This window comes from Sorangium sp. So ce887, from assembly GCF_051521455.1.
In the GTDB taxonomy this organism is placed as follows: Bacteria; Myxococcota_A; Polyangia; order Polyangiales; family Polyangiaceae; genus Sorangium.
The window spans coordinates 4656072-4670439 of sequence record NZ_CP150354.1 but is presented as its reverse complement, the minus strand read 5'-3'; the positions used below and the strand labels follow the sequence as shown (position 1 = coordinate 4670439).

Annotated in this window: 12 protein-coding genes; 7 read left to right on the top strand and 5 right to left on the bottom strand. The window is 73.2% G+C overall.

Going from position 1 to position 14368, the window contains the following annotated elements:
- The first annotated feature begins 75 nt into the window (after positions 1-75).
- Together WMF36_RS17365 and WMF36_RS17360 are read left to right on the top strand one after the other, a co-directional pair.
- Positions 76-978, top strand: coding sequence for a LysR family transcriptional regulator (locus tag WMF36_RS17365; protein ID WP_437580721.1), 903 nt, complete (start codon positions 76-78; stop codon positions 976-978).
- Positions 979-1213: 235 nt separating this feature from the next.
- Positions 1214-1861 carry a histidine phosphatase family protein gene (locus WMF36_RS17360; protein WP_437580720.1) on the top strand — a complete coding sequence of 216 codons (648 nt, stop codon included), beginning with the start codon at positions 1214-1216 and terminating at the stop codon, positions 1859-1861.
- On the opposite strand, the gene WMF36_RS17355 is transcribed toward WMF36_RS17360, so the two are convergent.
- On the bottom strand, positions 1830-2852 hold the full coding sequence (locus WMF36_RS17355) for a phosphotransferase family protein (protein ID WP_437580719.1): 1023 nt from the start codon (positions 2850-2852) through the stop codon (positions 1830-1832). The two genes, WMF36_RS17360 and WMF36_RS17355, sit on opposite strands and share 32 nt — an antisense overlap.
- A 335-nt stretch (positions 2853-3187) precedes the next feature.
- Between WMF36_RS17355 and nhaA the strand changes: the two genes are divergently transcribed.
- On the top strand, positions 3188-4528 hold the full coding sequence (gene nhaA, locus WMF36_RS17350) for a Na+/H+ antiporter NhaA (protein WP_437580718.1): 1341 nt from the start codon (positions 3188-3190) through the stop codon (positions 4526-4528).
- 18 nt (positions 4529-4546) lie between these two features.
- Here nhaA and WMF36_RS17345 read toward each other — a convergent pair whose 3' ends face one another.
- The gene (locus WMF36_RS17345; protein WP_437580717.1) at positions 4547-6760 is read right to left on the bottom strand and encodes a bifunctional alpha,alpha-trehalose-phosphate synthase (UDP-forming)/trehalose-phosphatase; all 2214 of its coding nucleotides are present in this window, start codon (positions 6758-6760) and stop codon (positions 4547-4549) included.
- A 299-nt stretch (positions 6761-7059) separates the two neighbouring features.
- Positions 7060-8010 (bottom strand): type II secretion system protein GspC, encoded by a 951-nt coding sequence (gene gspC / locus WMF36_RS17340; protein WP_437580716.1) that lies wholly within the window; start codon positions 8008-8010, stop codon positions 7060-7062.
- A gap of 193 nt (positions 8011-8203) precedes the next feature.
- Here gspC and WMF36_RS17335 point away from each other — a divergent pair, with 193 nt between their 5' ends.
- The 4 genes from WMF36_RS17335 (at position 8204) to WMF36_RS17320 (ending at position 12669) form a co-directional block, all read left to right on the top strand.
- Positions 8204-8548: a hypothetical protein gene (locus WMF36_RS17335; RefSeq protein ID WP_437580715.1), complete on the top strand. Its 345-nt coding sequence runs from the start codon at positions 8204-8206 to the stop codon at positions 8546-8548.
- Between the two features lie 37 nt (positions 8549-8585).
- The gene (locus WMF36_RS17330; protein ID WP_437580714.1) at positions 8586-10148 is read left to right on the top strand and encodes an ATP-binding protein; all 1563 of its coding nucleotides are present in this window, start codon (positions 8586-8588) and stop codon (positions 10146-10148) included.
- The gene (locus tag WMF36_RS17325; RefSeq protein ID WP_437580713.1) at positions 10145-11518 is read left to right on the top strand and encodes a sigma-54-dependent transcriptional regulator; all 1374 of its coding nucleotides are present in this window, start codon (positions 10145-10147) and stop codon (positions 11516-11518) included. Before WMF36_RS17330 ends, WMF36_RS17325 begins: the two co-directional genes overlap by 4 nt.
- 278 nt (positions 11519-11796) lie before the next feature.
- Positions 11797-12669, top strand: coding sequence for an HPF/RaiA family ribosome-associated protein (locus WMF36_RS17320; RefSeq protein WP_437580712.1), 873 nt, complete (start codon positions 11797-11799; stop codon positions 12667-12669).
- Positions 12670-13017: 348 nt separating this feature from the next.
- On the opposite strand, the gene WMF36_RS17315 is transcribed toward WMF36_RS17320, so the two are convergent.
- On the bottom strand, positions 13018-13374 hold the full coding sequence (locus WMF36_RS17315) for a hypothetical protein (protein WP_437580711.1): 357 nt from the start codon (positions 13372-13374) through the stop codon (positions 13018-13020).
- Complete coding sequence (floA, locus tag WMF36_RS17310) at positions 13371-14363, bottom strand: flotillin-like protein FloA (protein WP_437581927.1); 993 nt, start codon at positions 14361-14363, stop codon at positions 13371-13373. Before floA ends, WMF36_RS17315 begins: the two co-directional genes overlap by 4 nt.
- Positions 14364-14368 lie beyond the last annotated feature (5 nt).

Below are 14368 nucleotides of genomic sequence, written 5' to 3'. Positions count from 1 at the left end.
CGACGATTATTTCGGCTCTCCCGCGATCTTGCCGCTGTCACCAGTCAAGTTCAAGGTTCATGCTATCTTCGGGGCATGTCGTCCCCCGATCTGAACCTGCTCATCACGCTCGACGTGCTCCTGGCAGAAGGAAGCGTGGCGCGCGCCGCTCAACGGTTGCGGCTCAGCCCCTCGGCGATGAGCCGCGCATTGGCTCGCCTGCGAGAGACGACCGGTGATCCGCTCCTCGTCAGGGCGGGCCGCGGCCTGGTTCTGACGCCTCGAGCGCTGGCCTTGCGCGAGCGGGTTCACCAGCTCGTCGAGGACGCTGAGGCCGTCTTGCGCCCGGATCAAGTGATTGACCTGACCGGGCTCGCCCGGACCTTCACGCTGCGGACCAGCGATGGCTTCGTGGAAAACTTCGGCCCTGACCTCCTGGCACGAGTCGGCGAGGAGGCCCCGGGGGTGCGCCTCCATTTCCTTCAGAAGCCTGACAAGGACAGCACGCCCCTCCGCGACGGTCGGGTCGATCTGGAGACCGGCGTCATTGAAGCGTCCCTTGGTCCGGAGGTGCGCAGCCAAGCCTTGTTCCATGATCGGCTGGTCGGTGTCGCGCGAGCCGGGCATCCTCTGAGCGACGGCAAGTTGACCGCCAAAGCCTATGCCCAGGCGCACCACGTCATCGTCTCGCGCAGCGGCCATGAAAACGGCGCCGTCGAGCGGCCGTTCCTGCCCCCCGGCCTCATCCGGAAGGTCGGAGCCATCGTCGGTGGCTTTTCACCCGCGCTGTCGCTGGCGCGGGCTTCCGATCTGGTGGCCACGGTTCCAGATCGCCATACAGCAAGTCTGCGCGATGGGATGTTCAGCTTCCGCCTTCCAGTGCCTGCGATCGGGTTCACCGTGTCCATGCTGTGGCACCCCCGAATGGACGCCGATCCGGCACACCGCTGGTTGCGAGCATGCCTTCGCACGGTCTGCGCGTCGGAGAGCGCTGGTTAGAGTCCGTTTGGCCGCGAGCCGGGGCTCTCCATCGCGCTGAAGACCGCTGTTGGGGCTGAGCGGAACACCGCCACAGCGCGATGAACAGCGCAGCGAGCGGGACGGGAGCGCGCGTGGGCTCGAGCGCGCCGGTCGAGCGGCCGCGGCGCCGGGATGAGCCCGTCGCGCGCGGCGCTCGATCGGGCCGCGGCTCACGCTAGCCTCCAGGCCGAGCGCCCCTGCTCCCCCTCGAGCCATGCAGCCCTGCCTCCTGATCCTCGTGCGCCACGGTCGCACCGCCGGCAACCGCGGTGGTCCCGGGACGCCGATGAGCGGGTGGACCGATACGCCGCTCGACGCGCGAGGGCGGGAGGAGGCCGCGGCGCTCGGCCGCCGCCTCGCCGGACGCCCGGCGTTCGACGCCGTGTATGCCAGCCCGCTGAGCCGCGCGCTCGAGACGGCGCGGATCGCGGCGGGCGCGTGGGGCCCGGTCCGCCCGCACGAGGGCCTGCGCGAGATCTGCTGCGGCGAGGTGGACGGCGCGCCGATCGAGGAGGTCAAGGCGCGCCACGCCGCGCTCTGGGAGGCCAACCTGCGCCAGGACGACGATGACTTTCGCTGGCCCGGCGGGGAGAGCTACCGCGAGTTTCGCGCGCGCTGCCTCGCGGCGATCGGCGCGATCGCCGCGGCGCACCCGGGGCAGCGCGTGCTCGTGGTCACGCACGCGGGCGTCATCGGCCAGATCGTCGGGGCGCTGCGCGGCGTCCCTCCCGCGCGGTGGGAGCCGTTCCGGCCGGGCAACGCCAGCCTCACGTCGCTCTCGTGGCAGGGCGAGCGCGGCGCCCTCCTGCGCTTCGACGACCGCGAGCACGTCAGCTCCAGCACGCGTCGGCCCGGCGGATGACGCGCAGCCAGTCCGCCGCGTTCCGGGCGGCGGCCGCGCGCGCGCTCGGCGTTGCGCCGGGATCGCTCGCCCCGCTCGCCGTCGCGAGGTGGTACCCGAGCGCGCCGGCGAGCGCGTTGGACGCGGCCGCGAACCAGTAGGCGTCGCGCAGCGGCCGGGTCAGCGCGGGGGCGAGGCCGCGCGCCGAAAGGTAGCCGGCGAGCAACGTATCGTGGCGGCGCCGCGCCTCGGGCTCCCAGTAGCCGAGGGCCTGGAGCCACGAGCTCACGTCCTCGAGCGGCGAGCCGATCCGCGCGCGCGCCCAGTCGAGCAGCACCGGCTCCGCGACGCCGTCGCGCCGGCGAACCATGACGTTGCCCGGGTGCACGTCGCCGTGGATCACGGCGCGGCCGAGCGGCTGGAACGCGAGGAGCTGGCGGCGCATCGCGGGCAGCGCCGCCACGACCCTCCGCAGCGCGGGCAGCGCCCGGGCGAGCGCGGGGACCTCGCCGCGGGGCAGGCGCTCGGCCAGCGAGAGCGTGCCCCGCGCCACGGCCAGGTTCTCGGCCTCGTAGTCCCACGCCGGCAGCGGGGCGCCCGGCGCCGTCTCCCCGTGGAGGCGCGCCAGGCGGTCGAGCACCCGGGCCGTGTGCCCGCTGTCGGTCCAGGGCCAGGCGTGCGCCGGCTCGATCCGCTCGAGGTAGAGCAGCCAGCGCCCGCGCCCGAGCCGCTGCGCGCCGAGCAGCTCGGGCGAGAAGCGCCGCGCGACGGACCTCGAGAGCCGCCGGTAGACGGCCGCCTCGCGCACGGCCACGCCGTGCACGAGCTTGGCGACGACCGCGACCCGGCGCGACCCGGCGCCGCCGCGCAGCCGCGCGGTGACCAGCGCGACCTCCGAGCAGAGCCCGCCCTGGAGCGGGCGTATCTCGATGGACGCGCCGCACACGGCATCGCCGTGCCGCGCGACGAGGAAGGCCGTCACCGCGGCGCGATCCAGGGCATCTCGTGTCATCCGTCGCCTCCCGGACCCGACGATGCGCCGAGGCCAGCTCGCGATCCACACTGCGCCTCGAATCCGGTCCACGCGCCGGAGCGACGCACCCGGCCGAGCCGGAGCAGCGCACGTGGCCCGGCGAGCCGTTCGCGCTGGCTTCGGTTGTATGGATGAGTAATCTCCCGTGCGGGTGTCGCGGCGGCGGAGCGCCGCGACAGGTCTTCACGGGACGGTCGGGCCGCCTTCCCCCCCTCGCGCGACGTCGCTCGCGCCCTGGCGGTCCTTTGAGCCGATCCCCGTCTGAGCAGCTTGCCCCCGGAACCTGGGCCCCCGCCCGCCGCATCGCCGAGCGCATGCTCGGCCCGATCGATCGCTTCATGCACGTCGAGGCGGCCAGCGGGATCGTCCTGCTGATCGCGTCCGTCATCGCCCTCGCCTGGGCGAACTCGCCGTGGGGCGACGCCTACGAGCACCTCTGGCACATCCCGATCACGATCGGCGCCGGCTCGCTGGTGTTCACGCAGCCCCTCCACTTCTGGATCAACGAAGGGCTGATGACGATCTTCTTCTTCGTCGTCGGCCTGGAGATCCGGCGCGAGATCCACGAGGGGGAGCTCTCGGACCTCAAGCGCGCGGCGCTGCCGGTCGCGGCGGCGCTCGGCGGCATGATCGCGCCCGCGCTCGTCTACCTGTCGCTCAACGCATCGCCGGCCTCGCGGCACGGCTGGGGCGTCCCCACGGCGACCGACATCGCGTTCGCGGTCGGCGTGCTGGCGCTGCTGGGCAAGCGCGTGCCCCCTGCCCTGCGCGTGCTCCTGCTCGCGCTCGCGATCATCGACGACATCGGCGCCATCATCGTCATCGCGCTGTTCTACTCGTCGGGCGTCGCGTGGAGCGGGCTGCTCATCGCGGGCGGCGGGGCCGCCTCGGTGCTGCTGCTCCAGCGCTTCGGCGTCCGGTCGCCGGCCGCCTACGTGGTCCCCGGCGGCGTCCTCTGGTGGGGCATGCTCCGCGCCGGCGTCCACCCGACGATCGCCGGCGTCGCCGTCGGACTGCTGACGCCGGCGCGCTCCTGGTTCGGCAGCCACGGGTTCCTGTCCGCGGCCCGCGACGCGGTGGACCGGGTCGACGCGCTCACCCAGCGCGACGACCACCGCGCGGATGAGCTCTTGCAGCCCCTCGGGCAGATCCGGCAGGCCCAGCTCGAGGCGCTGCCGCCCGTGGTCCGGCTCCAGGCGGCGCTCCACCCGTGGGTCGCCTACGGCATCATGCCGCTGTTCGCCTTCGCCAACGCCGGCGTCCGCATCGACGGCTCCTCGCTGGCTCACGCGGGCTCGGGGACGATCCTGCTCGGGGTCATGCTCGGCCTGGTCGTCGGCAAGCCGATCGGCATCTTCCTCGCGAGCTTCGCGATGGTCCGGCTCGGCGTCTGCGCCCTGCCGCGCGGCGTCGGCTGGCGCGGGATCGCGGTCGTGGGCTGCGTCGGGGGCATCGGCTTCACGATGGCGATCTTCATCGCGGGCCTCGCGTTCGGCGACCCCGCGAAGCTCGCCGCGGCGAAGCTCGGCGTCCTGCTCGCCTCGGCCGTGGCGGCCGTGGTGGGCCTCCTCGTCGGCAGGCTCGCGCTGTCGGAGGCCCCGGCGCCCGGCGCGGCGCTGACGCTCTCGGAGGCCGAGGCGTCGACGGAGAAGTGACCGCGCCCACGCCATGAATCAGGCGTCGTATCCGGCGTCGAGCCCCGCGTGGCCCGCGTGGACTGCGCGCAGGAGGCGCCGCACCGCGCCCGCGTCGGGCAGCCGGTAGGCGGCGCGGCTGCTCTGGTTGCCGACGTGGATGGTGCACGCGGACGATGGGAGCGCCGCGAAGATGTCCTCGTCCGTGCGGTCGTCGCCGATCGCGATCACCGCCGCCCGCGCGGGGACATCGTCGAGGATGAGCGGCACCACCCTGCCCTTGTGGACGCCGCGCGGCCGGACCTCGACCACCTTCGCGCCGGCGAGGAGCTCCAGCGTGTCCATGGGGATGCGCGCCTCGAGGCGCGCGCGCAGCTCGCGCACGTGCTCGCCCGCGAGCTCGGGCTCGGCCGTGCGGTAGTGCCACGCCAGGGTCACGGTCTTCTCCTCGATGAAGCTGCCCGGGGTGCGCCGGGTGACGTCCTCCAGGAGCGCCCGCACCTCGCCCTTCCACGCGGCGGCGTCCGACTCGAGCGCGACCCAGTCGTCGCTCGCCTTGGGCCGCGACCAGAAGCCGTGCTCGGCGTGCAGGTGGAGCGGCAGCGCGCCGAACCAGCGCTCGATGTCGGCGCGCCGGCGGCCGCTCACGACATGCACGCGGTCGCGCTCGGACAGCGCCCTGAGCAGCGCGAGGAGCTCCTCGTCGGGCGCGGCGAGGTCGGGCACCGACGCGAACGGGACCAGCGTGCCGTCGTAGTCGAGGATCCACACGCGCTCCGGCGCGAGGCGGACGCTCTCGACGACGCTCTCGGGCATCCCCCGGCGCGACGCCACGGCGGCCCCCGCGGGCTCCGGCGCCGCCGCGCGGTCGAGGTCCTCGAGGAACGACTGCGCCCAGGCGTGGACGTCGTGCGTGGCCACGCGGCGGCGCAGCGCCGCCATCCGGACCCGCTGCTCGGCGGGCGGCATGGCGATCGCTTGCTTCACGGCGGCCGCGACCGAGCCGATGTCGTACGGGTTGACGGAGATCGCCTCCGCGAGCTCGGCCGAGGCCCCCGCGAACTCGCTCAGGATCAGCGCCCCGTCGTCGTCGATCCGCGCGGCGGCGTACTCCTTCGCGACGAGGTTCATGCCGTCGCGGAGCGGGGTCACCAGCATGACGTCGGCGGCGAGGTAGAGGGCGACCACCTGCTCGAACGGCAGCGAGCGGTGCATGTAGTGGATCGGCGTGGCGCACGTCGTACCGTGCTGGCCGTTGATGCGGCCGACCAGCTCGTGCACGACCCGCCGGAAGTCGGCGTACGCGCCGGCCATCTCCCGCGTGGGCACGGCGAGCTGGATGAAGCGGACCTGCTCGCGCAGCTCGGGCTCGCGCTCGAGGAGCCGCTCGATGGCGAGCAGGCGGCGCGGGATCCCCTTCGTGTAGTCGAGGCGGTCGATCCCGAGCACGATCTTGCGGCCGCGCGCCTCGGCGCGGATGCGCGCCGCCTCCTCCCGGACGCCGGGGTGGCCCGCGAGCCGCTCGATCTCGGCGGCGTCGATGCTGATGGGGTGGACCCCGAGCGCGACCGTGCGCCCGTCATGCTCGATCGCCGCCTCGCCCGGCTCGACGCCGAGCACGTGCGCCGCCGACGCCGCGAAGTTCCTGCGGTAGCCGGCCGTGTGGAAGCCGAGCAGGTCGACGCCGAGCAAGCCTCTCAGGATCTGCTCCCGCCACGGGAGGATGCGGAAGACCTCGGCGGACGGGAACGGGACGTGGAGGAAGAAGCCGATCCGCGCCCCGGGGAGGCGCCGCCGGAGGAGCGCCGGGAGGAGCATGAGCTGGTAGTCGTGCACCCAGATCGCGTCGCCCGGCCTGTACTGCGCGGCGACGACGTCGGCGAAGTGCTCGTTGACGCGCTGGTAGGCCCCCCAGTCGAGCTCCGCGTCCAGGTTCACCTTGTCGAGCAGGTAGTGGAACAGGGGCCAGAGGACGCCGTTCGAGAAGCCGTCGTAGAAGCGGTGCTGCTCGGCGGCGCCGAGGTGCACGGGCACGGCGCGCATCCCGGCGAGCGCCGCGTCGGCGTCGTCGCGCTGCTCCGGGGTGAGGCTCGCCACGCTGCCCGGCCAGCCGATCCAGAGCGCGCAGTGGCGCTCGTGTGGGCCGCGCATGGCGGCGGCGAGGCCGCCCGAGGAGCGCGTGAGGCAGAGCGCGCCGTGGTCGACGCGCACGCTGATCGGGAGACGGTTGGAGACGATGAGCAGTCGGGACATGGAACTCCCCTCCTCGGTGGTGACGATGCGCCGCTCGCCGGGCGCGGGATCGACCCCTCCACCGGGCGCTCCGCGCGCTGGTGCAGGGACGAGCCGCGCGCAGCAAGGCGCCCCGCCGCGAGCCGTCGGACACAGATGGTGCGCGACGCTCACCCGGGATCACCGCGGGCGAGGCCGAACGATTACTTTGAACTCAAAACATATCGCGCGGCGTCGCGCAAGCTGATCCGGCACGGCGAGCAGGCGGATCGCATGAGGTGCGTCGCCCTACGATCGAGCCGTGGACCTGGGGCGCAGGCTCACTGGATCCGCAGGTCGATCGTCATGTCCTTGCCGCCCCGCTGGACGGCGATCGCGAGGTTGTTCGCCGAGCGCAGCCGGGCATAGGCCTGGAGCGCGCTCTGCGGGTCGGTCAGATCAAAGCCGTTGATCGACCGGATCGTGTCCCCTTTGCGCAGGCCGACCGCGGGCAGCAGCGAGCCGGCCGTGACGCGCGTGAGGCGAACGCCGATCACCCGCTCTCCCTCCCGGACGGGGGCGATCCGCGCGGAGCGCATGAGCTCGCCCTGCTTCTCCAGGACAAGATCGATCGCCGTCCGGTCGACGATGAACTCGGTGTCGCTGACCTTCCGGATCTTCGACGCGATCTCGGCCGGGAGCGCGCCGCGCTTCGGCGGCTTCGGCGGTTGCGACGGCTTCGGCGCAGCGCGGGGCGCAGGCGCGCGCCGGTTGTCGCCGATGCGGACCTGACAGCGCGCCCCCGGCTCGGCGAGCCACACGCGATCCCAGCCGATCGCGAGGACGGAGCGGCCCTCGACCGGATCGCCCGCCCGGCGGAGGAGCGGCTCCCCTCGCCCGGACGCGATCGTGGCGAAGGACCAGGAGGGATCCTCCGAGGCGGCGATCAAGAGGACGCGCGCGTCCTCGCAGATCGGATCCAGCAGCGGATCTCCGTAGGTGACGGCGTCTCCGTCCTCCTCGGCTCCCGGAGGCCTCGGCGTGAGGGGCCCCGTCCTCGAGTCGAACGGGTTCCGCGCGAGGATGGCCACCGCGCTGGTCGTGTGATCGCCGGCATCCAGGACGGGCCGCGGCGGCGGCGGTGGCGGCTGCGACCGAGCTCCGGGCAACCCGGAGAGCAACGCTTCCTCCACGAGGTGCGAGATCCCGGAAGCCTGCTGGTACGCAGCCGTCATGATCATGCCGCCGAGGAGCACCGGGAAAGTTCGCTTGATGAGGAGTTCCGGGATCACCGTCGCCTTCCAGATCGAGTGTCCACGCGAGCGCCGGTGCACCCCGCGATCCGCCAGCAGCCATGGAGTTGGATGGATCGCGGGAGCCCGCGCGGGCGTTCCTTGCGCGCAGCGGCCCTCGCGCGAGCGCAGCCTGCCCGTGGTGGAGCAGCATCCGTGCCCAGGTGGCTTGGGAGTTGCTGCCAGGTAACGCATGACGAAAAGGACAGGCTCCTCACGGATCCCCCGCCCCATCGCCTTCCTCGCCACGCTCGCCACGTTCGCCGCGCTCGCCGCCACCGCCGGTCTTCTGGCCGCGAGCGCCGCGGGCTGCGCTCCCGAGCCGCAGAACATGCCCTGTTCCAGCGATGCCGAGTGCCGGGGCCGCGACGACGATCTCGTGTATTGCATCAGCTCCACGTGCGTCGAGTGCCTCTCGAGCTCGATCTGCGGCGCCGGGAACGAGTGCGCCGACGGGCGATGCGTGCTCCGGTGCCGGGACGCGCGCGACTGCCGATCCGACCAGCTCTGCCGCGACGGCACCTGCGAGGCCCGATGAGGTGCGACATGGTGTCGCATCTGGGACAATGGATCGCATGAACGCGCGAAGCCAAGAGGGGCGGAGCACGATGGGGCTGACGCTCCAGCTCTGGCTCATGCTCCTCGTGCCGATCGTCCTGGCCGTGACGCTCTACGGGGCGGCGATCCACACGAGCCGGCACCAGTTCCTCCGCAGCCAGGCGGCCGCCGAGCTGCGCCACCACGCGAGCCTCGTCGAGGCGGCGATCGGCGGGGCCGTGGAGCGCGGCCAGGTCGAGCTGCTCAAGCACCGGATCGAGCGGCTCGCGCAGGCCGACCGCATCCTCGGGATCGCGGCGTTCGACGCGGCCGGGGGCCCGATCCTGGTGACGGATCCGATCGCCGGCGAGGCGGCGGCGCTCGCGGCGCTCGCGCGGAGGGCGCTCGCGACGGGCGCCGAGATCGAGGTGGAGCAGACGCTCGGCGGGGCGACGGCGCTCGTGCGCACCGTCACGTTCTCGCAGCGCGGGCTGTCGGTCGTCGCCGTGGTCGTCCGGGAGCTCCGCTACCTGGACGCGTTCGCGCGCAGCTCGAACCGCGGGCTGGCGCTCGCCGGCGCCGCGCTCCTCGCCGCGACGGCGCTGATCGCCGCGTTCGCGAGCCGGGCGACGGTGGGGCGGCCGGCCGGCGCCATCGTGGCCGGCGTCGAGCGGGTGGCGCGCGGGGAGCTCGGGGTGACGGTGCCCGAGGGGGGCGCCGAGGAGCTCCGGCGGCTCGCGCGGGCGTTCAACGCGATGACCGCCTCGCTCGCCGAGGCGCGCGCCCACCTGGAGCAGGAGCAGGCCGCCCGGGCCGCCGTCGAGCGCAAGCTGCAGCAGGCGCACGCGCTGTCGGCCGTCGGTCAGGTGGTCGCCTCGATCGGCCACGAGATCGGCTCCCCCCTCAACGTCATCCTGGCGCGCGCGCGCCGCCTCGCCGATCAGCCGGGCTGGCCCGAGGCGACCCGCGGCGAGCTGGAGACGATCGCCACGCAGTCCGAGCGCATCTCCCGCGTTGTGGCGCGGCTGCTCTCCATCGCCCGTCCTCCCCGGCTCCTCGGCCGCGGCAGCGACGTGGCCCAGGTCGCGCGCGAGGTGCTCGCGTTCCTCGGGCCGGAGTGCCGGCAGCGCGGGATCACGACCCGGATCGAGCACGACGAGGCACAGGTCCACGTGGTGCTCGACGCGGATCACCTGTTCCAGGTGCTGTTCAACCTCTGCCTGAACGCGGCGCAGGCGCAGCCCCACGGCGGCGAGATCGCGGTGCGCCTCGCGCAGACCGACGGCCGCAAGGCGTCGTTCGAGGTCGAGGATCGCGGCCCGGGCGTCCCTCCCGGCGTCGCCGAGCACATCTTCGAGGCGTTCTTCACGTCGCGGGGCGATCGCGGCGGCACCGGGCTCGGCCTGGCGATCGTCGAGGGGGTGGTGCGCGAGGCGGGCGGCTCGGTCGAGCTCGTCCACACGGGCCGCGGCGGCGCCTGCTTCCGCGTCACCCTGCCGCGCAGCGCCGCCGCGCCGCTCATCGCGCGCGGCGTGGGCGGCGTGGGCGGCGTGGGCGGCGTGGGCGGCGTGGGCGGCGTGGGCGCGGAGACCCGGGCGTGAGCGCGCGCGCCAGGGTGCTCGTCGTCGACGACGAGCTCGAGATGGTGAAGCTCGTGGCCGACATCGCCCGCGACATGGGCCACGAGCCGACGACGCTGACCGCGCCGCTGCTCGCGCTGCCGCTGCTCGAGGAGCGCGAGTTCGATCTCGTCGTGACCGACGTGCGCATGCCCGAGATGGACGGGATCGAGCTCATCGAGCAGATCGCGCGCTTCGACCCGCGGGCGGCGATCATCGCCATGACGGCGTTCGGCTCGATCGACACGGCGGTCCGCGCGATGCGCGCCGGCGCGTTCGACTACCTGCCGAAGCCGTTCCAGCCCGCGGACATGGCGCTCCGGATGGAGCGGGCGCTCGGGCAGCGGGCGATGACGGTCGAGCTGACCGAGCTGCGCACGGAGGTGGCGCAGCGGTTCTCGATCGCGGGGATGGTCGGGCGCAGCAGGGCGATCGAGGAGGTGATCACGCTCGTGCGGCGCGTGGCCGACAACCCGGCGACGGTGCTCGTGAGCGGCCCGAGCGGGAGCGGCAAGGAGCTCGTGGCGCGCGCGCTCCACGGCGAGAGCCGGCGCCGCGCGCGGAAGTTCGTGGCGGTCAACTGCGCGGCGATCCCGGAGACGCTCATCGAGGCGGAGCTCTTCGGGGTGCGCAAGGGCGCGTACACGGACGCGCGCAGCGATCGGCCCGGGATGTTCCAGGAGGCGGACGGCGGGACGCTGTTCCTCGACGAGGTGAGCGAGCTGGCGCTGCCGCTCCAGGCGAAGCTCCTGCGCGCGCTCCAGGAGCGCGAGGTCCGCCCGGTCGGCTCGGTGTCGTCGGAGCCGGTCGACGTGCGCGTCATCGCGGCGACGAACCGCGATCTGCGCGCGGCGGTCGCCGAGCGGGCCTTTCGCGAGGACCTCTTCTACCGGCTCGCGGTGATCGAGATCGCGATCCCGCCGCTCCGGCACCGGACGGACGACATCCTGCTGCTGGCCGAGCACTTCCTTGCCCGCGCGGCCGCGCACGCGGGCAAGCCGATCGCGGGGTTCTCGGGCGCGGCGGTGAAGCGCCTGCTCGCGCACGACTGGCCCGGCAACGTCCGCGAGCTGGAGAACGCGATCGAGCGGGCGGCGGCGCTCTGCGACGGCGGTCGGATCTCCCCGGACGACCTCCCCGAGGGCGTGCGCGCCCGGCGCGGCGCGCCGGATTTCCTGGAGGTCGCGGCGGATCGGTTGATGACGCTCGACGAGCTCCAGCGCGAGTATGCGCAGATCGTCCTGCGGCGCGTGGGCGGCAAGAAGCAGCGGGCGGCGGCGCTCCTGGGTGTCGACCGGCGGACGCTGCAGCGCTGGTTCGGCGGGGGGAGCGACAGCGACGAGGGGGCGTGAGCGCTCTCCCGCCCGCGCCGCCGACGCGCCGCGAGCATCGACAGGTACTCTCCTGCTCTCGTCAGGTGCTCCCGAGAAAAACGAGATGGCGAGATGGAATGAGTCCTGCTGGGTCGTCGCAGGATCCGAGGTGGGCTGACGACGCGCATGCTCGATCGTGTGGATCGAGGGCGACCGAGGGGGCTGCGCCTCGCAGCACGCAGGGGTGAATTGCCCCTGTGTACCGAACTGCCGCACGAGCCGCGCTTCGCGTGGACCAACGAACAAGGGGAAAAAGGATGAGCAAGATTCAGAAGCCATCGCGGCGCGCTGCGTTCGCAAGCGAGGTGGCCCGCCCGGTCAAGCGGGTGAGCGGCCGGACACCGGCCGAGCGCACGCCGCTCGCGGTGCGCACCACGGGCATCGACATCGGCCCCGACGTGCGCGAGTACGTGCGGGAGCGCCTCGGCCGCAGGTTGGGCAAGTTCGCCACGCACATCGAGCGCGTCAGCGTGCGTCTGGAGGACGTGAACGGGCCGCGGGGCGGCGTGGATACGGCGTGTCGCATCAAGGTGGTGCTGAGCGGACTCGAGAGCGTCGTCGCCCAGGAAGTCGCGGCGGTGCTCCGCGAGGCGATCGATCGAGCGAGCCACGTCGCCGAGCGCGCCGTCCGCCGCGCCATCGGCCGCTCGCGGCCGGCAGCCCAAGCGCTGCGCGGCGCGGGGCGGAGCGCCTCGCCGCCGGCCGCGCGCAGGGATCGCGCCGCCGCCGGCGGTGCGGCCGGGGGCCGGCGGCCCAAGCGCCGGCCGCTGCCCCTGCCCGAGGACGGCAGCCTGATCGGCCGGCGCGTCGGTCGCCACGCGGACAACCTCGCGCGCGCGGCCGAGCGGCCCGACAAGGAGCGGCGCGACGCCACGGTCGACACGGCGCAACCCGGCTTCAGCGCCACCGACCGGCGCGCGGGCGGCAGCTCGACGGCCGCGCGCAACACGAAGCTGAACACCTCGCGCGCGTCCGCCACCCTCGAGGACTCCGCCCAAAGCCGCCCCTCGCGCAAGTCGACGCGCAAGAGCGAAAACCGGCAGAAGCAGGACAACAACCTGCGACAACGGCAGACGCGCGTGGCGCGCGCTCCGAAGACCCGGGCAGCGAAGGCCGCAGCGGGCGCCTAGTACTACAGCCGCACGTCGGTGAGCACCGAACGAGCTGGGCTCCATCCGTGTGCGGAGGAGCCAAGCGTCACGATCGTCCGCCCGCTCATCGAAATCCGCGGAGATTCCGCGACGTGCGGCTGTAGTACTAGAACACCAATTACGTTGAAACCCGGAGAATTTTCACAGGGAGGCGGGGAGGCGGGGAGGAAGAAAAAAAAGAATCTCTCCCTCTCGCCGTCTCTCCCTCCCCGCCTCCTCGCCTCCCTGTGAAATTTCTGCTTTTTTTCGGGGTTTCAACCCGTTTGTCGCTCTAGCGCTACCACCCGACGCGCCGGAGGGAGGCCCACACCCCGCCCGCATGTCCGTTCAACCGTCGCGATCCACCCTGCGGTCCAGGACCTCCATCAGCGCAACGGTCCTGCGCAGGCTGCCCCGGTGGCGCAGCGCGCTCGCCAGCGGCGCGCGGCGGCGCACGGCGGCGCGCCCCGCGCCCACGACAGAGCCGCCCGCCGGCGACGCCCCGATCGGCCCCGAGAGCAGAGGCCCGGCGGACCGCGGCGCGGCGCGCCCGGGCCGGACCGCCGGTTCCCTGTCGAGCGGCGCGCGCGGGGTCGCCTCGCCATCCTGACGCCGCTCGCGCCGCTGACCGCGCGCCGCGCCGAGCCATGACACCAGCGCGAAGAGCAGGAAGAGCCCGATCAGCAGCAGATCGGCCAGGCTCACGGGTGCCCGCCCCGCGGCTGCAGCGCCTCCGGGGTCCCGTCGGCGCTGGTCACGTCCGAGGCGATGGCGCCGCGCATGTCGGTGTCCGCCTGGACGTTCTTCATCCGGTAATAATCCATGATGCCGAGGTTGCCCCGGCGGAACGCGTCGGCCATGGCGCGCGGCACCTCGGCCTCGGCCTCGACGACCCGCGCCCGCATCTCCTGCTCCAGCGCGACCGCCATCGCGCGCCGCTCCTCCGCCTTGGCCTGGGCGATCTGCTTGTCCGCGTTGGCCTGGTCGATCTGCAGCTTGGCGCCGATGTTGGCGCCGACGTCGACGTCCGCGATGTCGATGGAGAGGATCTCGTAGGCCGTCCCCGCGTCGAGCCCCCGCGAGAGGATGTTCTTCGAGATGTGATCGGGGTTCTCGAGCACCTCCTTGTGGCTGGACGCCGAGCCGATGGTGCTCACCATCCCCTCGCCGACCCGGGCGATGATGGTCTGCTCCCCGGCCCCGCCCACGAGCCGATCGATGTTGGTCCGCACCGTCACGCGGGAGACCGCGATGAGCTGGATCCCGTCCTTGGCGACCGCCGCGATGCGGGCGGTCTCGATGACCTTCGGGATCACGGACATCTTCACCGCCTCGAGCACGTCGCGGCCGGCCAGGTCGATGGCCGCCGCGCGCTTGAACGGCATCGGGATGTTCGCCTTGTCCGCCGAGATGAGGGCGTTGACCACGCGCACCACGTCGCCGCCGGCGAGGAAGTGCGCCTCGAGGTCGTTGACCGAGATAGCGAGCCCCGCCTTGACCGCGCTGATGCGCGCCGTGACCACCGTGCCCGGCGGGACGCGCCGGAAGCGCATCCCGATGAGCGTGAGCAGCCCGACGTACGCGCCCGATGCCCAGGCCGCGATCCAGAGCGGGATCGGGATCATGTAGAGCCCGATGAACAGCGCCGCGAACAGCAGCACGACGAGCCCCAACAGGCCCAGATCGATCCCCATCATCT

What these genes read in the sequence shown, in the direction of transcription:
- WMF36_RS17335 (WP_437580715.1), top strand. Translation starts at nt 8,204, where the DNA reads ATGACGAAAAGGACAGGCTCCTCACGGATCCCCCGCCCCATCGCCTTC.
- WMF36_RS17355 (WP_437580719.1), bottom strand. Translation starts at nt 2,852, where the DNA reads ATGACACGAGATGCCCTGGATCGCGCCGCGGTGACGGCCTTCCTCGTC.
- WMF36_RS17365 (WP_437580721.1), top strand. Translation starts at nt 76, where the DNA reads ATGTCGTCCCCCGATCTGAACCTGCTCATCACGCTCGACGTGCTCCTG.
- WMF36_RS17320 (WP_437580712.1), top strand. Translation starts at nt 11,797, where the DNA reads ATGAGCAAGATTCAGAAGCCATCGCGGCGCGCTGCGTTCGCAAGCGAG.
- WMF36_RS17360 (WP_437580720.1), top strand. Translation starts at nt 1,214, where the DNA reads ATGCAGCCCTGCCTCCTGATCCTCGTGCGCCACGGTCGCACCGCCGGC.
- floA (WP_437581927.1), bottom strand. Translation starts at nt 14,363, where the DNA reads ATGGGGATCGATCTGGGCCTGTTGGGGCTCGTCGTGCTGCTGTTCGCG.
- nhaA (WP_437580718.1), top strand. Translation starts at nt 3,188, where the DNA reads ATGCTCGGCCCGATCGATCGCTTCATGCACGTCGAGGCGGCCAGCGGG.
- WMF36_RS17330 (WP_437580714.1), top strand. Translation starts at nt 8,586, where the DNA reads ATGAACGCGCGAAGCCAAGAGGGGCGGAGCACGATGGGGCTGACGCTC.
- WMF36_RS17345 (WP_437580717.1), bottom strand. Translation starts at nt 6,760, where the DNA reads ATGTCCCGACTGCTCATCGTCTCCAACCGTCTCCCGATCAGCGTGCGC.